At 46.7% G+C, this 24,563-nt stretch carries 21 protein-coding genes and 1 pseudogene; 2 read left to right on the forward strand and 20 right to left on the reverse strand.

Annotated elements, in window-relative coordinates:
- Positions 1 to 294: 294 nt before the first annotated feature.
- The 12 genes and pseudogenes from SOW26_RS08260 to SOW26_RS08310 all read right to left on the reverse strand — a co-directional run bounded on the left by SOW26_RS08260 (position 295) and on the right by SOW26_RS08310 (position 11,687).
- Positions 295 to 1,713: an AlbA family DNA-binding domain-containing protein gene (locus SOW26_RS08260; protein WP_320652219.1), complete on the reverse strand. Its 1,419-nt coding sequence runs from the start codon at positions 1,711 to 1,713 to the stop codon at positions 295 to 297.
- A 134-nt stretch (positions 1,714 to 1,847) separates the two neighbouring features.
- Positions 1,848 to 3,227: a 23S rRNA (uracil(1939)-C(5))-methyltransferase RlmD gene (gene rlmD, locus SOW26_RS08265; RefSeq protein ID WP_276958577.1), complete on the reverse strand. Its 1,380-nt coding sequence runs from the start codon at positions 3,225 to 3,227 to the stop codon at positions 1,848 to 1,850.
- Positions 3,228 to 3,273: 46 nt separating this feature from the next.
- The gene (locus SOW26_RS08270; RefSeq protein ID WP_154478283.1) at positions 3,274 to 4,206 is read right to left on the reverse strand and encodes an NYN domain-containing protein; all 933 of its coding nucleotides are present in this window, start codon (positions 4,204 to 4,206) and stop codon (positions 3,274 to 3,276) included.
- 53 nt (positions 4,207 to 4,259) lie between these two features.
- The gene (locus SOW26_RS08275) at positions 4,260 to 4,391 is read right to left on the reverse strand and encodes a hypothetical protein (protein WP_276958576.1); all 132 of its coding nucleotides are present in this window, start codon (positions 4,389 to 4,391) and stop codon (positions 4,260 to 4,262) included.
- A 50-nt stretch (positions 4,392 to 4,441) separates the two neighbouring features.
- Positions 4,442 to 4,687, reverse strand: coding sequence for a DUF4366 domain-containing protein (locus SOW26_RS08280; protein ID WP_154478281.1), 246 nt, complete (start codon positions 4,685 to 4,687; stop codon positions 4,442 to 4,444).
- A 72-nt stretch (positions 4,688 to 4,759) separates the two neighbouring features.
- A complete protein-coding gene (locus tag SOW26_RS08285) occupies positions 4,760 to 5,620 on the reverse strand; it encodes a YitT family protein (RefSeq protein WP_235899435.1) in 861 nt (286 codons plus the stop codon).
- A gap of 27 nt (positions 5,621 to 5,647) precedes the next feature.
- Positions 5,648 to 7,435, reverse strand: a complete 1,788-nt coding sequence (locus tag SOW26_RS08290) for an aminopeptidase P family N-terminal domain-containing protein (RefSeq protein ID WP_276958575.1) — start codon at positions 7,433 to 7,435, stop codon at positions 5,648 to 5,650.
- A gap of 207 nt (positions 7,436 to 7,642) precedes the next feature.
- Positions 7,643 to 9,895: a DNA helicase PcrA gene (pcrA, locus tag SOW26_RS08295; protein ID WP_320652220.1), complete on the reverse strand. Its 2,253-nt coding sequence runs from the start codon at positions 9,893 to 9,895 to the stop codon at positions 7,643 to 7,645.
- A 195-nt stretch (positions 9,896 to 10,090) separates the two neighbouring features.
- Positions 10,091 to 10,963: a hypothetical protein gene (locus tag SOW26_RS08300; RefSeq protein WP_320652221.1), complete on the reverse strand. Its 873-nt coding sequence runs from the start codon at positions 10,961 to 10,963 to the stop codon at positions 10,091 to 10,093.
- A gap of 90 nt (positions 10,964 to 11,053) precedes the next feature.
- Entirely contained in the window at positions 11,054 to 11,401 is a 348-nt protein-coding gene (locus SOW26_RS08305) for a hypothetical protein (RefSeq protein WP_320652222.1), read from the reverse strand.
- Between the two features lie 39 nt (positions 11,402 to 11,440).
- Positions 11,441 to 11,488: pseudogene (locus tag SOW26_RS09735) on the reverse strand (hypothetical protein); the annotation flags it as partial.
- 10 nt (positions 11,489 to 11,498) lie between these two features.
- On the reverse strand, positions 11,499 to 11,687 hold the full coding sequence (locus SOW26_RS08310; protein ID WP_276958571.1) for a hypothetical protein: 189 nt from the start codon (positions 11,685 to 11,687) through the stop codon (positions 11,499 to 11,501).
- Between the two features lie 306 nt (positions 11,688 to 11,993).
- Here SOW26_RS08310 and SOW26_RS08315 point away from each other — a divergent pair, with 306 nt between their 5' ends.
- Positions 11,994 to 12,608, forward strand: coding sequence for a DUF1836 domain-containing protein (locus tag SOW26_RS08315; RefSeq protein WP_154478275.1), 615 nt, complete (start codon positions 11,994 to 11,996; stop codon positions 12,606 to 12,608).
- Positions 12,609 to 12,814: 206 nt separating this feature from the next.
- On the opposite strand, the gene SOW26_RS08320 is transcribed toward SOW26_RS08315, so the two are convergent.
- The 5 genes from SOW26_RS08320 to leuS form a co-directional block, all read right to left on the reverse strand.
- Positions 12,815 to 13,648 carry a MetQ/NlpA family ABC transporter substrate-binding protein gene (locus SOW26_RS08320; RefSeq protein WP_154478273.1) on the reverse strand — a complete coding sequence of 278 codons (834 nt, stop codon included), beginning with the start codon at positions 13,646 to 13,648 and terminating at the stop codon, positions 12,815 to 12,817.
- A gap of 161 nt (positions 13,649 to 13,809) precedes the next feature.
- Complete coding sequence (locus SOW26_RS08325) at positions 13,810 to 14,469, reverse strand: methionine ABC transporter permease (RefSeq protein ID WP_276958570.1); 660 nt, start codon at positions 14,467 to 14,469, stop codon at positions 13,810 to 13,812.
- Positions 14,459 to 15,490 carry a methionine ABC transporter ATP-binding protein gene (locus SOW26_RS08330; RefSeq protein ID WP_276958569.1) on the reverse strand — a complete coding sequence of 344 codons (1,032 nt, stop codon included), beginning with the start codon at positions 15,488 to 15,490 and terminating at the stop codon, positions 14,459 to 14,461. The genes SOW26_RS08325 and SOW26_RS08330 overlap by 11 nt, the downstream gene beginning before the upstream one ends.
- A 190-nt stretch (positions 15,491 to 15,680) precedes the next feature.
- Positions 15,681 to 16,589: a LysR family transcriptional regulator gene (locus SOW26_RS08335; protein ID WP_154478268.1), complete on the reverse strand. Its 909-nt coding sequence runs from the start codon at positions 16,587 to 16,589 to the stop codon at positions 15,681 to 15,683.
- An 11-nt stretch (positions 16,590 to 16,600) separates the two neighbouring features.
- Positions 16,601 to 19,027, reverse strand: coding sequence for a leucine--tRNA ligase (gene leuS, locus SOW26_RS08340; RefSeq protein ID WP_320652223.1), 2,427 nt, complete (start codon positions 19,025 to 19,027; stop codon positions 16,601 to 16,603).
- Positions 19,028 to 19,340: 313 nt separating this feature from the next.
- Here leuS and SOW26_RS08345 point away from each other — a divergent pair, with 313 nt between their 5' ends.
- Positions 19,341 to 19,763, forward strand: coding sequence for an ATP-binding protein (locus tag SOW26_RS08345; protein WP_276958567.1), 423 nt, complete (start codon positions 19,341 to 19,343; stop codon positions 19,761 to 19,763).
- A 121-nt stretch (positions 19,764 to 19,884) separates the two neighbouring features.
- Here the strand turns inward: SOW26_RS08345 and SOW26_RS08350 are convergent, their stop codons facing one another.
- The 3 genes from SOW26_RS08350 to trkA all read right to left on the reverse strand — a co-directional run.
- Positions 19,885 to 21,549 carry a CvpA family protein gene (locus tag SOW26_RS08350; protein ID WP_276958566.1) on the reverse strand — a complete coding sequence of 555 codons (1,665 nt, stop codon included), beginning with the start codon at positions 21,547 to 21,549 and terminating at the stop codon, positions 19,885 to 19,887.
- Positions 21,550 to 21,757: 208 nt separating this feature from the next.
- Complete coding sequence (locus SOW26_RS08355; RefSeq protein ID WP_276958565.1) at positions 21,758 to 23,203, reverse strand: TrkH family potassium uptake protein; 1,446 nt, start codon at positions 23,201 to 23,203, stop codon at positions 21,758 to 21,760.
- 16 nt (positions 23,204 to 23,219) lie between these two features.
- The coding region (trkA, locus tag SOW26_RS08360) for a Trk system potassium transporter TrkA (RefSeq protein WP_320652224.1) at positions 23,220 to 24,563 on the reverse strand (1,344 nt) is incomplete at its 5' end.

The following is a 24,563-nucleotide window of genomic DNA, read 5'->3' on the forward strand; positions in this document are numbered from 1 at the left end:
TGATTTGATCTAATTCATCTTGATGCTCCATAAATAATTCTACACCACTATTTCCCCAGTGTCCTAAACTCAACGGGATACTCTTCTTTATAATCAAATTCACTTAGGTTATGCAAGCTTGAAGAAAAAACACTCTGTGCAACACAAGATAAAACAGTGCTTTTCCTGCATCCGTTTGCACCAACTAAACAGCAAATACCTTTTTCAATAGGTGGACTCAATTTGCAATTATTGATATTCTTAATGTTTTTAATATGCACTTTTAAATCTATCAAATCTCCTTATTCACTATAGTTAATCATTAAGTTCCCAATGACCATTTTTCCCTTTACCAACATATTTAATATTAGGAATTTCTTTTATATATCTTGTAATGGTTTTTTCACTAACCCCTAATATCATAGCTATATCTTTACGGCTCACTTTGTTGTTCCCTTTAATCATATCTTTGATTATACTTTCAATTTCTTCGAGGGACATTCGAGAGACATCTTGAGGGACATTTCGAGAGACATTCCCTCCACCAACCTTTTGTGTCGCTATCTTCTTTAGAGGAATAATCGTTCTAAATATAGTTCCTTCTTCAAATAACGGATTTTGTCCGGAATAAAGCTGTGTGTACTTGTAGGTATTTCTCATTCCTGAACCAAGTTCATCCGCAAGACCTATTTCTCTAAAAACTTTAGATATAGCAGGATTTTTAGGAAATGGCTCAAACTTCTGCAAGTCTAATGCTCCCATCCCATGAGCCAAGTTGCTGTTTTCAACAGTGATTTTCTCATCATCAATAATCATCTTCGCAGGATACCCACTTGAATAATCTCTATGAGCCAATGTATTGGAAACTATCTCTCTAAGTATCCTATCTCTTGCATTGACATTTCCAATTCCGTCTAAAACAAATAAATCATTCAAGTGCTTCTGTCCAAATTTTATCAGCCTGTCATAGCTGTCAATCAGATTTGTTATGACAACATCTCTATCATCATATCTATCCTTATTTTCAACCCTGAATATCGCATCAGTTTTGTGTTGCGGAAGAACAGACATAATAGAATTATCTTTTCCAAATAATAGAATGGACGCTAATGTAATTCCTTCACGCTTTGTTTCAGGATCTGTCAGAATGAGATTTGCACTTCTAAGAATCTCCTCATTACTCATATTCTCCCAAACATGATTTTTATTTCGGGAAACAGCCATTTTCTTAGCTTTATCAATGACAGAAGCATCAAGAAAATCAATATCGAGATTCGGATATACTCTATTTACAAAATAGCTACCCTGTTTTCTTGCGTATAACTTATATACAAGTTCTGAATGGTCTGTAATATTGATGTCTCCTTCATAAGATCTGTCCCAAATTCTTCCATTATGTCTGCATACCTGATAACCTTCCGGCACTCTGATATAAATTACTTTTTTCTCATCAATATCAAAAACTTCCGGTAGTAAATAAAGTGGCGGATACATTTTTTGCGGATTATTGATTGCAGTAGTAAATTCCTTAATCACTTTATCTACTTTATCTTTCCTAACACCGATAATCTCCCTTTTGTCATTTACACCAAGTAAAATATGTCCTCCATTTCTATTATTAAAAGAGCATACCGTATCAAAGACATCTTTAGTCAAAGCATTTTTAGATTCTTTAAACTCGACATCTATCTTTTCTCCATTTTGAATGATGTGTTTTATCTCTTGGAAATCCATATCGACCCTCTCATATCCACTAAAAACCGTCTCTTATTATCTTAAAATACTTCAATGACTCCAAAATTGTTTCTTTTTTCAATTAGGCACTGTGGGACTTTCTAAGTCTATTTCATTCATTGGAAGTTCTACGCTTATAAATTCATTGAACCCAGTTTAGAAAGTAAGGCTACCGTCTCCACATGCACCGTTCCGGGAAATAAATCCACCCCGGCCATCTTCTCCACCTGATATCCTCTGCCTTGCAGCATCTCCAGGTCTCTGGCCAGGCTGGTCGGTTTACAGGCAATGTAGACAATCTTTTCCACACCAAAACTGATGATCTTTTCCAGAGCCTTGGGGTGTACCCCATCCCTGGGCGGATCCAGTACGATCAGATCCGGTAGCTCCGGCAGGTCTTCTATCACCTTCAGTACATCTCCTGCCCAGAAAGTACAGTTCTTCAGTCCATTTGACCGGGCATTTTCGCCGGCAGCAGTTACAGCCTCCTCCACGATCTCCACGCCCACCACCTGTTTCGCCACCTCTGCTAGCATCTGGGCTATGGTTCCCGTTCCACTGTACAGATCAAAAATCACCTTATCTTTCGTTTCTCCAATATATTCCCTCACCTTTTCATAGAGCACCTCTGCTCCCAGAGAGTTCGTCTGAAAAAAGGAAAAGGGGGTAATCTGGAACTTCAATCCCAAAAGTTCTTCATAAAAACAGACTCTTCCGTACAGAATGTCTGTTCCTTCATCTATGACAGCGTCTGCCAGACTGTCATTTTTCGTGTGCAGGATCCCAACAATAGTCCCTGACAGTTCCAGTTCAAGCAACCTGTCCGTCCACTTTTTTAAAAGATGCTCCGTCAAAAGAGGCGAAGAAGCTGCTACCAGATCCACCAGGATCTCTTTCGTCTTTTCTCCTTTCCGAATCAGAAGATGACGCCAGATTCCTTCATGCCGCATTCTGTGGTAATAAGGAAGTCCCGTCTCTTCTGCAAAGGACAGCGTTTCTTTTAAGATCCTGCGAAAATCCTCATCAACGATCCTGCAGTCCTCCACACAGACAATGTCGTGAAAGCTGCCTTTTTTATGCATTCCCAACGTCAAAGGTCCGTCCTTGTACGCATCCCCGAAAGAAAATTCCATCTTGTTTCGGTAGCCGTCCTCTTTGGGGCTGGGAGAAATGCCTTCCCACACATACTCCTCGTTTACCGCCTGATCCATCATTTTCCTGAGCTGTCTCTCTTTCAAGTGTAGCTGCTCCTGATAAGGAAGGTTTTGATAGGCGCATCCTCCACACTGTCCAAAGTGGGGACACCTTGGGCTAATCTCCTCCGGCGCAGGCTCCAACACCTCCAGGATCCGTCCTTTGGCACTATCTTTCTTTACTTTATTCAGGGCAATCCGTACCTTCTGTCCGGCAATTCCCCCTTTCACTTCTACCTGCTTTCCATCTATGATCAGTTTCCCTTTGTTTGGAAATTCAACAGTTTCCACGATTCCTTCTACGACTGTTCCCTTCTTCATCTATTGCTCCTTCAAATACATTTCCTTATTCTTCCCGGCCTTCTCGCTATTTTTCACAAAATGCCTTGAGAATTGTTCCATCCTGACGGACTTCTATTCCTTCTACGCTTTTCACATATTGATTCAGCTGTGCATAACCATAGTCATTGATCTTAAACTCTCTGTACTTCTCATAGATCTTATTTCCCAGCGTACTCAGCTCCAGACCGTTTTTCCCTGTCTTTTTCACCAGGTAGGTCACATAAGCGTCAATATTTTCCTTCAGGTACAGATTTTCTTTCAACGCCACCGACACAACATTTCTGTCCTTGATCAACTGCACTCTGGTAAACTCTTCCAGAAACTTGGACAGCATATTATAGCCATAGCTTCGGACGTCGAAATCCGGATACAGGCTTACCAGCCGATTTCCGATCTCTCCCAGGCTGGTCGCTCTGTTACTGTCCTGATTTTCAATGATCATCTTGATAATCGCATCTTCTATCTGCTCCTTGCTCAGGATGCTGGGCGTCTTCTCTGATTTGGCCTGCCCCGGATCTGCCTCACTCAGCAGGTTTTCCAGGATAGTAAACTTGTCACAGGCTTTCCGGAAAGGCTCCGGCGTCTTGTTTTCTCCCATTCCGATCACTTTTTTCCCGCTTTCACGGATCCTGCTCACCAGTCTGGTAAAATCACTGTCGCTGGATACAATGCAGAAGCCGTCCACGTCATTGGTGTATAAAATATCCATTGCATCAATGATCATGGCAGAGTCTGTCGCATTCTTCCCCTGCGTATAGCTGAACTGCTGGATCGGCGTAATGGAGTTTGTCAAAAGTTCCTCCTTCCAGCTGGAATGCTGTGTATTCGTCCAGTCTCCATAAATTCTTTTGTAAGTGATAATTCCATATTTTGACAGCTCCGTCAAAATATGCTTGATGTATTTTGCAGAAACATTATCCGCATCGATCAAAAGTGCATAGCACTGTTCTTCTTTCATAAATTCTCCTCTTTCTTTCCGGTATGCCACCTGAAAAAAACAGGCAGAATGCCCTACCCAAACGGCCTCCACCTGTTTTTGTCTCCATTCACATTTCGTCCTATGAGCGAAACCTGGTATTCCTTATCATCCTTCTGCAGGAACATACAGCCTGCCGATACGTCCCGTTCACTGCCGGAAAACATATCTCTGCCTCTTTGGAACCGCCATACAACAGATCCACACATCCGACTGTCTATTCCGGCGTCTCCTCGTTGAAGAAGTCGTCGTCAAAATCATCTTCAAACTCTTCATCGAAATCTTCCAGATAATCCGGCAGGAAGAAACGGTACACTGCGTAAGCGATCGCAGCTACAGCCGCCACGGCTCCCACGATAGCCAGCACCCAAAGAATCGTCCTGCCATGTCTTCCCTCATCCTCTTTTTTATTGACCAGTTCGCCCAAACGTGTTGCCGCTAAAAGTTCTTCCATCTTATTCATACCCTTCTTTCCTTTCCGCTCGCGCTTATCCTCTTGTATCTACAGTATACATGAACAGGTTTCTTTTGACAACTATAACATACCTCTGAACCCTTTTCCAATGATTTCACTGCTGTTGGTGATCATCATAAAAGCGTGAGGATCCTGCTGCCGTACAAAATTCCGAAGCTTTACCGCCTGCCTGCGTCCCACCACCGTCATGATCACCATCTTCTCCTTGTGAGAGTAAGCTCCCTCAGCCCGGTAAAGCGTGGCGCTGTGGTTCAGCTCCTCGTGGATGAAGCTGCAGATGGGCTTGGGATCTGTAGAAATAATAGTAAAATACTTGCAAAGATTCAGACTCTCTATCACGGTATCGATAAACAACGCCTTCACGATATATCCTACCAGAGAAAACATTCCTACCGTTGTTCCATAGATCACAAAGGACAATACGACCACGAAAAAGTCTGTGACCATCAGCGCCTTTCCGATATGGATGTTCGTGTACTTTTTCAGCATCAGCGCGATGATATCCGTTCCTCCTGTTGAGGCGGACAGATTGAAGATCGCGCCGGAGCAAGCCGCCGCCAGAAGTACCGCCAGCACCAACTCCAAAATCGGCTGGTCAGAAATGGTTCCATGTACCGGGATCAGATACTGGACTGCCCCCAGTCCCGTTGCAAACAGCACCGAAACATAGACGGAGCGGATTCCAAATTCCTTCCCCAGTACCTTAAATCCAATCACAAACAAGACGGCGTTCATGATAAATGCGTAGGTATTGGGAGATCCTCCCAACACTCCGCTTAACAAAACTGCCACCCCGATCACTCCGCCAAAGGTGAAGTGATTGGGGAACAAAATCAGATAATCTGTCAGGATCAGCACGATCGTAACAATGGTCAGCATCCCGTATTCCTTCAGGTTCTCACGCATCTTTAATGTATCCATGACTCTCCTTTTAGCTTTTCGGGCTTCTTAGATCGCTCTTGTATAGACTTTTAACCACTCTTTTTCTTCTTCTGTCAAATGTGCTTCCAGACTGTCATATACCTTTTTGTGGTAATCATTTAAAAGTTTCTTTTCTTCTTCTGTCATCATAGCCGGGTCGATGGCATCCAGATCCATCGGGATCAGGGTGATCGCTTCAAAGTACATAAACTGCCCGTATTCATTTTTGGTGCCGCTGCAAACCAGCAGTTCATTTTCCAGACGCACTCCGTGGGAACCCTCGATGTAAATGCCGGGCTCATCCGTGATGACCATGCCTTCCTCAAATGCATGGGACTCACCCGGACGGTACTGCCAGCGGAATCCGGTAGGACCTTCATGGATATTCAGCAGGTAGCCAACTCCATGTCCCGTTCCATGATTAAAATTCAGGTCTCTGTCCCAGAAAGGCTTTCTTGCCAGAATGTCCAGATTCATACCAATGGTTCCTTTCAGGAACTTCGCATTGGCAAGCTGAAGATTGCTGATGGCCACCAGCGTAAAATGCTCTTTCATTTCCTGCGGGATCTCTCCCAGCGCAAAGGTTCTTGTTACGTCTGTGGATCCTTCGTAGAACCCTGCCCCGGTGTCGCTCAGATACAGGTTTCCTTCCTTCAATTCCACGTTCGTCTCTTCTGAAGATGTATAATGCACGATCGCCGCATGTTCTCCGAAGGAAGAGATGGGCTCGAAGCTCGGACGGATAAAGTTGCCCATTTCTGCCCGGTACGCATCCAGCTTTTCTGTTGCGCTGATCTCCGTGATCACAGTTTTCCCTATATTTTCTTTCAACCATTTCATGAACCGCACATGGGCGATGCTGTCCTTGATCTGTGCCTTCCGGATATTTTCGATCTCCACCCGGTTCTTCATGGCTTTAAACAGGATCTCCGGATTTCTTTCATCCACTTCCTGCACGCCTTCCGGAATGTTGCTGTACAATGCATAATTCAGTTTGCCGGAATCGATCAAAGCCGTATCGGATGCCCCCAGCTTCTTTACGTCCTCATAGATATCGTTGTACGGGTGGATGCTGACCTGATCCTGCGCCAGAAGGGCCTTCATCTCCTCACTCAGCTTTCTTTCATCCACATACAGCTTAACTTCCTCCATGGTGATGATGGCGTATGTCAGCACCATCGGGAAAAAGTCGATATCATTTCCCCGAATATTCAGCGTCCAGCAGATATCGTCCAAGGTCGTCAGGATATGCACATTGGCATGGCACCGTTTCATCTCCTCACGGATCCGGATCAGTTTATCTTTCGTGGACTCTCCTGCATATTTCAATTCCAGAGAAAACGCCGGCTCTTCCGACATGGCCGGACGATCTGTCCAGATTCCGTCGATCAGATCTTCCTGATAGAACACTCGTCCGCCTTTGGCCTTTGCGACAGCTTCGTAGGCTTTGCCTTCTCCCATGGATACTACACGTCCGTCAAATCCCAGCACGCCTCCTTCCGGCAGCGCCTCTGCCAGATACTCTGTGATCGTAGGAACTCCCGGCTCTCCCATTTTCATCAGTTCTACCGTAGTCCCCTCCAGCTGGCGTCCCGCCTGCAGGAAATATCTTCCGTCCGTCCACAATTTCCCCTCCGTCCGGGTAATGACTGCCGTCCCGGCCGATCCTGAAAACCCCGTAATAAATTTTCTTGCCTTAAAATATTCTCCCACATACTCGCTCTGATGAAAGTCCGCCGTTGGGACCACATATGCGTCTACCCCTTTTTCTTCCATCACTTTTCTTAACTGTTCAATTCTTTCTTTGACCTTCATGTCATACCTCCTTGACTGAACTATTGATCTCGCTATCTCTCATTATAAGAACCCAAATCAGGGATGTCAACACCGCTCCCCTGCCAAAATTCCAGGTATTTTTTCTACCTGTTTTCTGTGTCTTTCTTATGTCTTTTCCGCTCTTTTTCCGGATTTTTAAGTTGCTTCTTCTTTTCGTGCCCTCCGGCTGGGGGCGCCATCGTTTCCCTACACTTTCTCCAGTCTGGCAAATGCTGCAAACATCTTTTTTGTCCCTGCCACATCAAAATCCACCGTCACTTCATAATCTCTGCCGCCTTTTACCATCTGCATCACCGTTCCTTCTCCAAACTTTCCGTGTTTCACCCGGTCTCCCACCTGGTAAGCAAGAGCTTTCGCTCCGGCATCTCCAAAGTTTCTGCTGGCTTTTGAAGCTGTAAAGGGATTTCTCTGCAGTTCCCGGTATCTAAAGTTTCGGTCTGCAAAGGCTGTCTGCCCAAACCCGCCTTTCCCGGCAGGCCCATTGCCTTTTCCATGGCCTTCCTTTAACCCCATCAGCTCTCTGGGAATTTCCTGAAGAAACCGGGACATTTTGTTAAACTGAAATTCTCCCCGGATCATCCGCTTTCTGGCACAGGTCAGGGTCAGAGTCTTCCTCGCCCGTGTGATTCCCACATAGCACAGTCTTCTTTCCTCCTCCAACTCCTCCTCGTCCCCTTCGGTGATGGTCATATAGCTGGGGAAAAGTCCATCCTCCATCCCTGCCAGGTAAACATGCGGAAATTCCAGTCCTTTTGCGCTGTGCAGCGTCATCAGAACCACATAGTCTCTTTCCTCTTCCCCCTCCTCTACATCTGCCACCAGTGCGACTTCCTCCAGAAATCCGCTTAGCGTCGCCGGCTCATTTCTGCTTTCACAGTCCTCTTCATAAAGCACGATCTTGCTGATAAATTCCTGAATATTTTCAATTCGGCTGTCCGCCTCTTCCCCTTCTTCCTCTTTCAGCCGCTCCAGGTATTCGGTCTGTTTTAAAATATCCTCCGTCAGCTCTCTTATGCTCTTTTCATTCGCCTCTGCTTTAAAAAACTCTATCAGCGCCGCAAAGGATTCCACCTTCGTCAGGCCCCTTCCTATCCCCGGAACCCAGTCTGCCACCCGAATCGCTTCGTAAAATCCGATCCCTCTTTCTTCCGCATAACCCTGGATCCGGTTGACAGTGGTCAGTCCGATCCCCCGTTTCGGCACATTGATGATCCTTCGCACCGCCAGATCATCCTGTCCATTGTCAATGGTTTTCAGATAACTCAGGATGTCTTTGATCTCTCTTCTTGCATAAAAATTTACTCCGCCTACGATCTTGTAAGGAATGCTCTCTGCCACAAACCGTTCCTCCAGGGTTCTGGACTGAGCATTGGTTCTGTAAAGGACGGCATAATCCCTGTAAGCGTCCTGCTGTTCTCTCCGGCTTTTTTCAATGTCTGCCGCAATAAACTCCGCTTCATCAAATCCGGACTCAAACTGCTTCAGACAGATCTTGTTCCCTTCTTCATTCTCTGTCCAGAGAGTTTTTTCCTTTCGTCCTCTGTTGTTACGGATCACGGAGTTGGCCGCATCCAGGATCGTTTTGGTGGAACGATAATTCTGTTCCAGCTTGATCACACAGGCATCCTGAAACACCATCTCAAAATCCAGGATATTTTTAATATTTGCCCCCCTGAATTTATAAATGGACTGATCATCGTCCCCCACCACGCACAGGTTGCGATGCTCTTTTGCCAGCAGCCGGATCATTTCAAACTGCACGGTATTGGTATCCTGGTACTCGTCCACCATGATGTACCGAAACCGATTTTGATAATATTGCAGGACTTCCGGATCCTGCAGAAACAGATCCACCGTCTTGCCCAGCAGATCGTCAAAATCCAGGGCGTTGTTCAGCTTCATCTGCTTTTCGTACTCCACATAGGCTCTTGCAATCCCCTGCCTGCCATAGTCTCCCGCCGTCTGCTGCCGGTACTCCTGTGCAGAGATCCTCTCATTTTTCGCCTTGGAAATCGCCGAAAGGATCGCCCTTTCCTTAAACACCTTCGGATCCAGGGCCAGCTTCTTGCATACATCCTTCATCAGGGTCTTCTGGTCATCCGTATCATAAATCGTGAAATTTGATCCATACCCCAATTTTTCAATGTGTCTTCTCAGAATCCGGACACATGCCGAATGAAAGGTGCTGACCCAGATGCTCTCTGAACCATATCCCACCAGATCGTCCACTCTTTCCCGCATTTCTCCCGCCGCTTTATTGGTAAAGGTGATTGCCAGGATGTTCCAGGGATTGATGTTTTTCTCTTCGATCAGGTAGGCGATCCGGTGCGTCAGAACTCTTGTTTTGCCTGACCCGGCTCCCGCCAAAATAAGGAGTGGTCCTTCCGTATGAAAAACCGCCTCCCTTTGTTTGTTATTCAAAGTATCGTATATGCTCACAGCTTTCTTCCTTTCTACTTGCTTTCTTCCTTTTTTCTTGCTTTTTTGTCCATTTTGCTTTTTCATTATAGCACAGGAAGCCCCGCTTCACAAAAACAAAGAGGCAGACTTTAGTTTCTCGTCTGCCCCTGTTCCATCTTTTCTGCTTTTTTTGCGGGAATATGGCACATCACCCGGCTGCCTTCCGGTAAGTCCTTATTTTATCCATGCTCCATTGGCTCCCACATAGTAACCGCCCACATATGTGCTGACTGCCATTTCTCCGCTTGCTCTCAGATAATACCAGGTTCCATTATCATGAAGCCAGCCTTTATACATACTTCCATCCGACTGCATATAATACCATCTGTTTCCCGTAAAGATCCAGTTAGTCTGCATCATACCGTTTCCGGACAAATAATACCACTTATTCCCATCCTGTATCCAGCCAGTTCTCATCGTACCGGTTTTATCCAGATAATACCAGTTCTCTCCATCTTTGATCCAACCTGTTCTCATGGCTCCGCTTGCATCCAGATAGTACCATGCACCTCCTGTAAAGATCCAGCCGGTCTGCATTTTACCGCCCTCGGATAAATAATACCACCGATTCGCATCCTGTATCCAACCGGTTCTCATCGCTCCGGTTTGATCCAGATAGTACCAGTTCTCTCCATCTTTGATCCAGCCTGTCATCATTGCTCCGTTTTCAGACAAATAGTACCTTTTCCCACTTTTATCCTGGATCCATCTCGTCTGCATTTTACCCTCTTCATCGCAAAAATACCAGATTCCTCCGCTGTTTATCCAGCCGCTCTTCCGGATATAATCATCACCAAAAAAGTACCAGATTCCTTCAATCTTTTTCCATCCACTGACTGCATACCCGTTTTCATAAAAGAAAACTTTTCCATCTTCTTTATACCAGCCATTGGCAGGAATCAATCCTGTTCCATATTCTTCTCCCGGTTTTTCCGATATTGCTATTACTCCCGTCTCTCCCTGATCTGCTGCGTATGCCGGATATACCTGTCCTGCCAAAAAACCTGCCGCCATCCCAAGTATCAACAAACCGATCTTTCTCTTCATCTCAAATCCTCCTTTTTTTGTAAAATTGATCTGTCTATTCTACAAAAATTTGTTTAAGCATTTATCTCGAAAAGCTCTATTTTGTATCTCCTAATATGGATTCACGCACCGCCCAGAAGCATTAAAAATATATATTTTTCCATCAATCAAAGTTCTTGTATTCACTAACATACTTCCTTCAGCTCCCGCACTAGGAATATTCCTTGCCGGTCTTAAATAATACCAATACTCTCCATCTTTAATCCATCCTTTACACATAGATCCTTCTGGTCCTGCAGTAGGGAAATTTGTCATTGGTCTCATATAATACCATAGATTTCCAGTATATATCCAGCCTTTACACATACTGCCTTCTGATCCTGCTCCTACATTTGGTGTATTTGAAGCCGGTTTCAGATAATACCACCATCCCCCATCATAAATCCATTCTCTACACATAGACCCCTCTGGTCCTGGATTCGGTGTATTTGAAGCCGGTCTAAAATAGTACCACGTTTCATCCGTGTACACCCATCCTCTGCACATAGATGCATCCTCACCTACTGCTTGGTAACTCTGCACCAGATGTAGGAGTTTCCGCTTCTGGAATTAACTGTTTTTCTTCCTCACTCGCTGGAATACAGCCATAATAGTATTCTTCATCCTCTGCTCTCAACGCTCTGCTTTGTGACAGCACAAGAATCACAAGTAATATCCAGGTTATCACCACCCTTTTTCTTTTCATTGCATATCTCCTTTCCCACTATTGTATTTCCATATCACAATCTTTTGATTTTATTTTATCAATTGTTTATTTGTTGTCAATTATGATTTTCATTTCTAATAATTTTCAGCAGTTTATACAATCTCTCCAGTTATTCCATCCCTTCAAAAATTTATGCAGCTTACGAAAATCCTCTCTCCAATTTTGTACAATCTTCCGAAAGGTTCTCTGATTTTTGCCGGAAATATCTTGTCATCCAGTATCGAAAACTATATACTAGACTATAGTAACAACTTACCGTTTTGCAAGGCACAGAGGATGGTTCACATGAAAATAGACACAAAAGAAATGCTGGAACAGGCGCTTTTTCACCTGTCCCGGATCGAGTATATGAAATCGGAAGACGTTCCTGACATAGATCTCTACATGGATCAGGTAACTACATTCATGGACGAACAGCTTTCTTCCAACAAGCGGCATGAAGAGGATAAGATCCTGACCAAGACCATGATCAATAACTACACCAAAAACAATCTTCTGCCGCCGCCCTCCAGCAAAAAATACTCCAAGGAGCATATGATCCTTCTTACGTTCATCTATTATTTTAAAAATATTCTTTCCCTGAAGGACATTGAAACCCTGTTGTCTCCGGTTTCCAAAAAGTTGTTCGGGAAGAAAAAAGAAGTATCCATCGCCTCTCTTTATGATGAGGTCCGGAAGCTGGAACAGTCCAAGATCAATACCTTTGAAAAAAACATCCTGGCCTCCTTCGAAGAATCCTCGGCTTTATTTTCCGATGCGTCTTTGGAATACCGGGAATATCTCCGGCTGTTTTCTCTCATCTGCAGCCTGAGTTTTGATATCTATGCGAAAAAGCTGCTGGTGGAAAAACTGATCGATCAACTCCCTTCCCCGGAAAAGGAAAAGAAAAAAAAGCGTTAGGTTGTGCGATCAGCTTTACAGCCTGCGTAGACGCAAAAAAGATGCTCCTGCCAGATGGGGTTTTCCCCTCCTTCAGGAACATCTTTTTAGTTTCTCTGACCACCGTCTCCCAACGGCCTGTCTTTTCTAAATCCATTCTCTTTCCAGGAATCCACTCTTTTCCCGGTTTGCTTCCCCCGGAAAATCAGGTTCCCTTATCCGGTTGTCTATTCAAACGGGATCACGGCTCCATCGTATTTTTCTTCGATGAATTTCTTGATCTCATCGGATTTTAACACCTCGACCAATGCCTTGATTCCCTTCTGCTCTTCATTTCCTTTCTTCACCGCAATGATATTGACATAAGTTTTTGCCGCCTCTGAATCGGATTTCTCATAAGCCAGAGCATCTTTTCCCACAGAGTAGCCTGCCTCCAGTGCGTAGTTTCCGTTCAATACGACATAAGCCGCTTCATCTACCACACGTGCCACCTGTGCTGCCTCCAGTTCCACGATCTCCACATTGTGCGGATTCTCTTCAATGTCGTTGACCGTTGCCTCCAGTCCTGCGTCCTTCTTTAATGTGATGATCCCATTATCCTGAAGCAGCAGCAGCGCCCTTGCCTCATTGGTGGTATCATTCGGCACTGCGATCTTGTCTCCCTCTGCGATCTCATCCAGACTCTTCTTGGTTCCCGGATAGATTCCAAACGGTTCATAGTGAATCTCTCCTGCCACTACCAGATGCGTTCCCTTTTCTTCATTGAAGCTCTCCAGGTATGGTGTGTGCTGGAAGTAGTTTGCATCAAAGTCTCCGCTTTCTACCACTTCATTCGGCTGCACATAATCATCAAACACCTTGATATCCAGCTCATATCCCTTTTCCTTCAAAAGAGGCTTTGCTTCCTCCAAGATCTCTGCGTGCGGCGTTGCGGAAGCTGCCACTTTCACTACCTTGGAATCTTCTCCCTCTTTTTTACTGTCTCCGCCTTTTGCTCCGCATCCTGCCAGAAGACCTGCCAGCAACACTCCCGTCAATCCTACTGCCACTAATTTTTTCATAATCGTTTCCTCCTTCAATGCTGCAGTTTCCTGCCTGTTTTTCTGTCCGTCTGTTTTCCGGACGGTAAAAAATCTTTTCTGTTTCTCTCCTTTGTTTCTCCGCCGATCACAGATCCTTCTGCGTATCTGCGGGAAAAAGAGCGGTTCTTCTTATGTGGAATTTACTTTCTCTTATCCAGTCTGGAAGCCAGAAGCATTCCCACCGACTGGAACAGTTGCACCAATACCACCAGAAGCACTACCGTCACCACCATGATATCCATTTGATATCTATAATATCCATAACGGATGGCAATGTCTCCCAGACCGCCGCCGCCGATCACTCCCGACATGGCCGAATAGCCCAGGATGGTGCCTGTCGCAATCGTTGCGCCTGTGATCAGTGAGGTTCTTGCCTCCACCAGGAGTACCTTGCAGATGATCCGCATATTTCCGGCTCCCATAGCCTTCGCCGCCTCTATCACGCCTGCATCCACTTCCTTGATGGAAGATTCCACCATACGTCCGATAAACGGAACCGCCGCCACCACAAGAGGGATGACCGTTGCGGTGGAGCCATAACTCTGTCCTATGATCAGCCTGGTAAATGGGATCAAAAGGATCAGAAGGATCAAAAACGGAATACTTCTTACCACATTTGCGATCACATCCAACGTCTTATAAAGGAATCTGTTGGGGGCCAGCCCGTCCTTGTCCGACACTGCCAGCATCACTCCCATAGGAAGGCCAAACACGTATCCGGCTATGGTAGACAGCAGAGTCATGTACAAAGTCTCTCCCACCCCGCGAATGATCATCGAAGTCACTTCATTAGTCCACATATCCATCTGCCTCCTCTATCTCCAATCCTCTCTGGATCAGGTATTCCTTCATCTCCCGGATCCTGGTGCCTCCTTCCGGAAATCCCAGGATCATCTCTCCCTTTGCCGTTCCGCCTACATTCTTGGTGTCTGCCTTTAAAATATTGACCGGCTGTTGAAATTCCAGGATCATATTGGCAATGACCGGCTCGAATGCAGAATTCTCCGAAAAGACGATCCGGATCTTCTGGCTGCCTCGGATTTCATCGTAAATCGGCTTTTGCTTTTTCTCATCACTTCCACTGTCCTTGCGGATCAGCTCCTTTGATACCGGCGATTTAGGGTGGGTGAAAATGTCTGTCACCAGTCCCTGCTCCACGACTTCCCCGTCGCTCATGATGGCTACGTGGCTACAGATCTTGCGGACCACCGACATCTGATGGGTAATGATGACAATGGTAATTCCAAAGTTTTTATTGATCTCTTTCAAAAGATCCAGAATGGATGCCGTCGTCTGGGGATCCAGCGCGCTGGTGGCCTCATCACAAAGCAGGATCCTGGGATCGGATGCCAGCGCCCTGGCGATCGCCACCCTTTGCTTCTGACCGCCGGACAATTGAGCCGGATATGCATTGGCTCTGTCCTTTAGTCCCACTACATCCAACAGCTCTTCTGCCCGCTCTCTGGCCTCCCTTTTACTTTTTCCCTGAATATACAGTGGAAAGCAGACGTTTTCCACTACGGTCTTTTGCATCAGCAGATTGAAATGCTGAAAGATCATCCCGATCTGCTCCCTCTGTTTGCGAAGCTCCTTCTCTGAATAATCTCCCAGGGATTTCCCCCGGATCAGCACCCGTCCTTCGCTTGGGACCTCCAGGAAATTCATACAGCGTACCAGCGTACTCTTTCCCGCCCCCGACATTCCGATGATCCCGTATATATCTCCGGTCTCCACCGACAGATTCACCTGCTTTAGGGCGTGGATCCTTCCATCCTTGGTATTATATGTTTTGCTTACATTTTCAATTACAATTTCCGACATGTCTTTCCCTCTCTGCAAAAAAGAATTTCACTTGCAAGTTCCCCTTCCTTTGCGTTCAACTTTCGTTGACTTTCACAGTATAGCACGATTGCCAAAAAGGTGTTAATCTAAAAAAATTACCGCTGGCTATAGCTTTATTCTATACCCAGCGGTGTTTTATCAGTTTTTATAATAGATACCGGAGCCCCTCCTACAGCACATGCTCCTTGTACTTGGAGATCTCTTCCAGATATTTTTTCCCCAGAGAGCTGATATGGATCCCTTTTCGGATCAGATACCCGATGGTCATCACCTCGTCCGACTTCAGCTTCACTGCACAGTAATCCGTTCCGTTTAATTCCTCACAGATGATCCCGCAGCACAGGGTATATCCGTTCAGCCCTACCATCAGGTTCAGGAAGGTGGCCCGGTCATTGGCCTTGATCAGCCGCTTGTATTCATAGGTACTGAGAACCTCCTCTGCGAAATAAAAGGAATTGTTGGTTCCCTGATCAAAGGAAAGGCAGGGATACTCTTCCAGCTCTTCCAGAGATACCTCCTCCCGGTTTGCCAAGGGATGCCCCTTCCACATATAGACAGACACGCTGCACTGAAAGATCTCATGGAATTCTAGACCGGATTCCTTGAACAGCTTCGTCAGCACATGGCGGTTAAATTCATTCAGGTAAAGGATCCCGATCTCGCTTTTAAATTTTCTTACGTCTTCTATCACATCGTAGGTCTTTGTCTCATGGACGGCAAATTCATACTCGTCCATACCAAACTGACGGACCATCTCCACAAAGGCATTCACGGCAAAGGTATAGTGCTGCATGGACACGCTGAATTTCTTCTTGGTATTTTCCTTTGCCACAAACTTTGCTTCCATCAGTTCATACTGCTCTACCACCTGCCTTGCATATCCGATGTACTCTTCTCCCTCCGGAGTCAGAAAAATCCCACGGTTGGTCCTGCGAAAAATCTCCACGCCGCTTTCTTCCTCCAGCTCCTTGATGGCAGCGGAAAGGCTTGGCTGTGAGATAAACAGCTGTCTTGCCGCCTCATTCATGGATTTGGCATTTGCTACCGTAATAACATAACGAAGCTGCGTCAGTGTCATGGAACCTCCTCCTATTTCTGAACCAGGTTGATGATCTTTTTCGGAACATAAATTTCCTTTACAAGAGTGCCCGTCAGCTTATCTGCCACCGCTTCTTTTCCCGCCAGAAGGGCGTCTTCTTTGGAGATCTCTGCCGGAACCGAGATCACCGCTTTGGTCTTTCCGTTGATCTGCACCGGAATTTCTATCTCATCATCCTTCATCAGCGCTTCCTCATATGTCGGCCATCCTGCTTCAAACACACTGGTGTCATGTCCCAGCTGCTCCCACATCTCCTCTGCCATATGAGGTGCAAAAGGTGACAGAAGCACTGCCATTACAGACAGAGTTTCCTTGTCAATGCCGCCTTCTTTCTTGGCAATCTCCAGCAGGCGGTTGTTGTGCTCCATAAACCCGGAGATGGCAGTGTTCAGGCTGAATGTCTCCAGACGGTTGGTAATATCGTAGATCAGGCGATGTCTCTCCTTGATCATCTCCTGTGTCGCTGCAACCTCTGCCTCCTTGCTGTCCATCAAAAGCTTCCAGACTCTTTTCAGGAAACGGTTGACTCCGTCGATCCCTCTGTCGTCCCACTCTGCATCCAGCTCCGGTGGCCCTACAAAGAGCTCGTACATCCGGAGAGAATCACAGCCGTAGTCTCTGACCAGGTCGTCGGGAGAAACCACGTTTCCCTTGGATTTACTCATTTTAATTCCATTTTTTCCGGTAATCATTCCCTGATTAAACAGCTTCTGGAAGGGTTCCTCAAAATCCACCGCCCCAATGTCATACAGGAACTTGGTATAGAACCGGGAATACAGCAGATGCAGTACCGCATGCTCTACTCCTCCGATATACATATCCACCGGAAGCATTTTGGAAGCCACTTCCTTTGATACCAGCGCCTCATCATTGTGGTTGTCCACATAACGCAGAAAGTACCAGGAAGATCCGGCCCACTGAGGCATGGTATTGGTCTCCCGCTTTGCCGGCTTGCCACACTTGGGGCAGGTACAGTTGACCCATTCCTCGATTCCTGCCAGAGGGGATTCTCCTGTACCGGTAGGCTCGTAGGATTCCACCTCCGGCAGCCGCAGAGGCAGCTCTTCCTCCGGCACCGCTACCGCCCCGCAATCCTCACAGTGAATGATGGGGATCGGTTCTCCCCAGTAACGCTGTCTGGAAAATACCCAGTCTCTCAGTTTATAATTGACGGTTGCCCGTCCCAGTCCCCTCTTCTCGATCATGTGGGGAGCTTCTTTTTTCAGGACCGCAGAATCCATTCCATTCCATTCTCCTGAATTTACTACGATTCCGGACTCCGTATAGGCTTCCTCCAGCTTCTCGGCCGCCTTTCCGTCCTTTGCGATCACCTGAACGATGGGCAGGCCAAATTTTGTAGCAAAAGCAAAGTCTCTTTCATCGTGAGCCGGTACACACATGATCGCTCCCGTACCATAATCCACCAATACATAGTCTGACAGCCAGATAGGCACTCTTTCTCCGTTCAGCGGATTGATGGCGTAGCTTCCCGTAAAGACGCCGGTCTTTTCTTTATCCTGCATCCGGTCTACATTGGACTTCATGGAAGCGTCGTAGATATACTGTTCCACCGCTTCCCTGGTCTCTTCTGTTGCCAGTTCTTTTGCCAGAGCATGTTCCGGAGCCAGTACCATGAAGGTGGCTCCATGCAACGTATCCGGTCTTGTGGTATAGACCGTCAGCTTTTCCTCGCGGCCTTCTATGGCAAAATCAACCTCTGATCCATAGGATTTGCCGATCCAGTCCGCTTGCATTTTCTTTACCTTTTCCGGCCAGTTCAGTCCGTCCAGATCTGCCAGCAGACGCTCTGCATAATTGGTGATCTTCAGCATCCACTGACGAAGGTTCTTCTTGGTCACTTCCGTTCCACAGCGTTCGCACTGACCTCCCACCACTTCTTCGTTGGCAAGTCCCGTCTTACAGGAGGGACACCAGTTGATGGGAAATTCCTTTTCGTATGCCAAACCTTCTTGGAACATCTTCACAAAGATCCACTGGGTCCATTTGTAAAACTCCGGATCTGTGGTGTTCACTTCCCGGTCCCAGTCGTACAGCGCAGAGATCTCATTGATCTGACGCTTGATATTGCGGACGTTCTCTTCCGTGGAGATCGCCGGATGCACTCCTTTTTTTATGGCATAATTTTCCGCCGGCAATCCAAAAGCATCCCAGCCCATGGGATGGATCAGGTAGTATCCCTGCTGCAGCTTATAACGGCTCCAGACGTCAGAGATCACATATCCCCTCCAGTGTCCTACATGCAGGCCGTTTCCGGAAGGATAGGGAAACATATCCAGACAGTAGTACTTTTCTTTTTCCTTCCCGGCTCTGTCTACCTTCGTATTGACCGGGTTCTTTTCCCATCTCTCCTTCCACTTTTTTTCGATTGCTTTGTGGTTGTACGGTGTGTTTGCCATGGTTTTTCATCCTCTCTTATAAGTTAAAAAAAGCCGCTCCATCTCCCGGGAGACGAAAAGACTCATCTTTTAGTAGTGTTATACTGCATTTTGGCGGTATATTACCGTCTTTTATTTCTTTCCACCTATCGTTGTATTATAAGTAGAATATTGAAAATAGTCAAGTTTTGTTTTCTGAAAGTTGCCCGTATTTTCTTGTTCAAATTTCACAATTTTTGTTGTTAGAGCAGACCTTTTCGTGTATAATAGAACCATAAAGTATTGGTACTGAAGAAGGCTTCAGTATAATCTATATACAAAAGGAGAGTTTGCCATGGTAAATGTATTAACTGGTCCAAAAGGTACCGGAAAAACACAACAAATGATTGCCCTTGCCAATGAGCAGGCAAAAAAACTGAACGGAAGCGTTGTCTTCATCAAAAAAACCCATCGTGATACCTCAAGCGTTTCTTTTGACATCCGCACCATCTGTATGGATGATTACCCTGCTATCGCCAATATCGACGAGTATATCGGATTCCTCTACGGGATCTATAGCTCCAATCAGGACACGGAGTGTGTATTTATCGACGGCATCCTGAAGCATGCGGATATCTCTTTGGATAATATGCCTCAGTTTGTTTCCCGTTTAAACCAACTCTCTAAAGAATGTAACATCGAATTCTATGTCAGCATCAGCGCCGACAAAGCCCAGGTATCCGGCGACGCCTATGCGGACTGCAATTATCTGAACTAACCGGACGGCAGCTAACAGAATAAAAGAGCATCTTTCGCAGGCTTCTTTTAGAACTCCTGTGACAGATGCTCTTTTTTACAGGTTGATTGCTTCTTTGGATTTTTGTAAGCTGATTGTTTCTTTACTCTTTTTTGTCCGCTGTCTGTTCTTTTTCAGTTTCCGCCTGTGACACTTCCTGCCCTGTCTCTCCCAGAGCTGTGACCTGATTGACCTTCTCCCCCGGCTGATACTCCAATGTCACCGGACTTCCTGCCTGATACCGGATGATCTCCGGAAACTCCTGCACCGCCACATCATAGATCCTGTCGTCTCCCTGGAGCGTCAGATAATAGTGTGTATTGCCGTCCAGAACCACGGCTGCCGCTGCTTCTATCGTCCCGGAAGCCTGTTCTGCCTCTCCTTTTGGTTCTTCTTTTTTTACCCCGTCCCGGAACAAAAGGGACAGATACTCTTCCTGGCACTGGCTGACGCTGTCTCCGATGGCCACGATCTGGTACTTCTGTACATTGACCATGGCATATTTCTTTACCAGACCTGCTTCATCTTTCAAGGCGATAAAGTACGTGGGCTCGTCCGAAATATTTAAAAGCAGCGGGAAAGTGGCCTGATATTTTAAATGCTGTACCTGCCCTTCTGCCGAGGACATCGCCGCCGATTCCGTGGCTCCTTCTACTTCGTAGTATTTGGTCTCCATCGTTCTCTGATTGGACAGCACGAACCCCACATTAGACTGGTCTCCATTGACAGAAGTAACGCCTGTATACATCCACACATCATCGTCCAGCGCCAGATAGTTGTAGCCGTCCGTAGTCTCCAGACAGTCCTTCTGACTCAGGATACTGTTGAAAAATCCATGCTTTAGTGTCCCGTGGTAATCAAACAGCTTCACCAGCATATCTGCCGAATAGGCCCGGTCCACCCACTGGGGCACCTTGTCAATTGCATAGGTTTTCGTCTCTCCCGTAATAGCGTTGCAAAGAACCACTTTTCCGATGGTCTCCCCGCCAAACAGGCCGATATTATATTTCTTTACCGGAGCGATCCAATAAGGAACTCCCCTCTCGTCAATCTCAAAGCTCAGTTCTCCGTAAATGTAAGTAGGATGGGCAAACCGCAGATGCCTGTAGATATTACGGTTGAAATGCTCACTGGTCGTATAGCGGATGCCTTTTTCCAACTTCACCAGTTCTGTGGTCTGGTCTGCCATATTGATGCGGATATAAGCCGGGATCCCTTCGCTTCGGTTGGTCAGCCACTTGATCCAGCTGGCATAGCGAAGCGGCGTTACCCGCACCGGGTTTCCCTTGTAATTGATCTGACTGTAAATATTATCCGCCTCAAACTGGGATACCATATCCACCATGCTTCCCATCTTTCTGTCTCCCAGAATCTCAGCCGTATCTCTGTCCAAAAGAGGGATCTTGTCAAAGGACAGTTCCTCCACATCCTTGGAGAAGGTCCCCTTTTCCACTGCCATCAGCTTCTGATATTTTTTGGCATTGATGATGGGAGAAGACAGCAGGCTTCCTATCAGATAAGCTGCCACCACTGCCAGAAAGATTCCTCCAAATACCCGCATTCCCTTGTCCTGTCGGATCTCTCTGATCCCGATCCGCTTTTTTCTTCCATAAAATCCGGCAGGAAGGATGATCAAGATCACCAGAAATACCCAGGTCTCCGCGGCATGGATATTGATGACCGGAAGCGCCATATAGTAGTACAATGCCAGCGCCGCCAGTATCATTATCACCAGCCATCCTTTTTTTATCGGCTTTCCCTGTTTCATAGAAGCTCCTCCTTGTATGTAGGCTCCAGCGAAATGATCTGTCGCTGTCTTTCATTTCCTTGTTTCTGCAAAATTTTACACACTGACATAGGTCAGGAAATCTGTCGGCTTCTCCCATCTCCTGCCAATCCCGCAGGTCGGGATTCTCTCCTTCGGCTTGGCACAGCCCCGGATGCTGCTTCAGGTTGACGCAGGCCGGGATTTCCGCCTAAAATTTACGGTTCCATGCCGTCATGGTAAACAGCATCAAAAATGGGAAGATCTCCAGACGCCCTGCCAGCATATCCAGGCAGAACACGATCTTGGAAAGTGGTGAAAAGTCGGCAAAATTACCGCTTGGTCCCACCAGGCCGATTCCCGGACCGATATTGTTGATGGTGGTCAGCACCGAACTGAAGGTCGTTCCAAAATCCCTGTTATCAAGCGAGACGATCAGGATGGACAATCCCACGATCCCCGCATATGCCATAAAATAAATACTCAGATTTTTTAAAACGTCCGCCTCCACCTTCCTGCCGTTGACCCGTATGATACTCACCGACTTAGGGTGCGCCATCTGCTTTACTTCTCTCTTAATACATTTTAGCAGCATGAGAAATCTGGAAACCTTAATCCCTCCTCCGGTAGAAGAAGCGCAGGCTCCTATGATCATCAGCATCATCAGGATGCACTGGGACAGCATAGGCCAGATGGTATAGTCTGCCGTCGCATATCCGGTGGTGGTGATAATGGATCCCACCTGGAATACGGCGTAGCGGAATGCCTGCAGCGGGTTGGCATAGTGAAAGCTGATGTTCCAGGTAATGATCAGGGTGGCTGCCGCAATGATCCCCAGATAGGCCCGAAGCTCCTCATTCTTCCAGATAGGCTTAAACTCCCGCATCAACAGAAAGAAATACAGGTTGAAATTGACTCCGAACAGGATCATAAAAACGGTGATCACCCCATCAATATAGGCACTGTTAAAATGTCCTACGCTGGCTCCGTAATTGGAAAAGCCTCCGGTACCTGCCGTTCCAAAGGCATGGATGAAGCTGTCCAGCACATTCATTCCACCCAAAAGCAGCAGCACCACCTCGATCAGCGTCATTCCCAGGTACATCCCGTACAGGATACGGGCGGTATCCATCGCTTTGGGCACCAGCTTATCCTTTTCCGGTCCCGGAACCTCCGCTTTCATCAGGTACATGGTGTTCTTCTTGTCCAGCTTTGTCAGGACCATTACAAACACCAGCACTCCCATTCCGCCTACCCAGTGGGTAAAGCTTCGCCAGAACAGCATGCTTTTGGGCAGGGCTTCCACATCCTTTAAAATACTGGATCCTGTCGTCGTAAAGCCGGATATGGTTTCAAATAATGCGTCCAGGTAGTTGGGGATACTGTCGGATAAGGCAAATGGCAGCGCTCCAAACAAAGACCAGAGGATCCACGCCCCCGCCACGATCACCATGCCTTCTTTTCCGTAAATCGTCCGGTTTTCAGGGGCTTTCATCCCTGAGATCAGATAGATCCCTATCAGAAGGACGGAGGGTACCAGAAAGTAGACCCCCTCTGCCTCCCGCAGCAGGAGAGATACAAAAGCGGGAAGGAGCAGCAGCACCCCTTCCACACCCAGCATCTTTCCCAGTATGTAGCGTATCATTTTTACGTTCATCGTTTTTCTCCATCCCTTATTGCATTACGTCTCTAAAGTCATTGATCACAGAATCCTTGGTTACCACCACAACGCTGTCGCCCACTTCCAGGTGATCGTCTCCGTGAGGAATGATGATCTTGCGTTTCCGCCCGATGCAGGCGATCAGGTGATTCTTTTTGGTCTTCAGCTCCCGCAGAGGGATGTTGGTAAACTCACATTCCTTGCGGATGATGAACTCCAGCGCCTCCACCTTGCCTCCCAGAAGCCGGTAGCTGGTCTCTATATTTGCACTTGCGTAAGAATTGTTCCGCGCCTTTACATAACTCATGATCAGATCTGCCGTTGCACTTTTAGCGGAGATGATACTGTCGATCCCCAGACCTTCCACCATCTGCGCCCGGGAATCTTCATTGACTTTCGCAATGATCTTGTCTACTCCCTTGGTCTTGGCAAACAGTCCCATGATGATATTTTCTTCATCGATCCCTGTCAGCGCCACCATTGCGTCTGCCTCTCCAATCCCTTCTTCCAGCAAAAGTTCCTGATTGGCAGCGTCTCCGTGGATGATGGTTGCATCCGGAAAATGCTCGCAGAGAAATTCGCATCTCTTTTCATTTTTCTCAATGATCTTTACCTGCATACCCACACGCAGCAACTGGCTGGCCAGGTAGAAGCACACATGTCCTCCGCCGCAGATCAGCACCTTTTTGATAGGCGCTTTTCTCCTTTTGGTAGCCTTAAAGAAATTCTCCAGATTCTGGTGGGTGGCCGCCACATGCATCTTATCTCCCTTTTCGATCACAAAGCTTCCGTCGGGAATGATGATCTCATTCTGTCGTTTTACCGCGCACACCAGTATCTTTACCTGGTATTTTTGATAAGCCTCTGCCAAAGACAGTCCTACCAGAGGATTCTCTTCCCGCACATTCAGCTCTACCAGCTCGACCTTGCCCTTCATAAAGGTCTCCACCTTGCAGGCCTCCGGAATCAGCAGGATTCTTGCGATCTCGTTGGCTGCCGTCAGCTCAGGATTGACTGCCATACTCAGGTGCAGGTCTTCTTTCAAAAGATCGATCTGCCTGTAATACACAGGATTTCTGACCCTGGCTATCGTATGCTTTGCCCCCAGCCGCTTTGCCAGAAGACAACTGAACATATTCAATTCGTCTGTGGAGGCGCATGCGATCACCAGATCTGCATGGGGAACTCCCGCCTGCTTCTGCACTTCCACATCCGCTCCGTCTCCGGCAATGCAGAAAATATCCAGCTCGTTCAGAGCTGCCTTTAACTTTCCGGCGTTCTGGTCGATCAGCACAATATCATATCCTTCTTCCGACAACTGACTCGTCAGCTTGTGCCCAACCTTCCCGTCTCCTAT

Source organism: Suipraeoptans intestinalis (assembly GCF_034091795.1).
Classification (GTDB): Bacteria; Bacillota; Clostridia; order Lachnospirales; family Lachnospiraceae; genus Suipraeoptans; species Suipraeoptans intestinalis.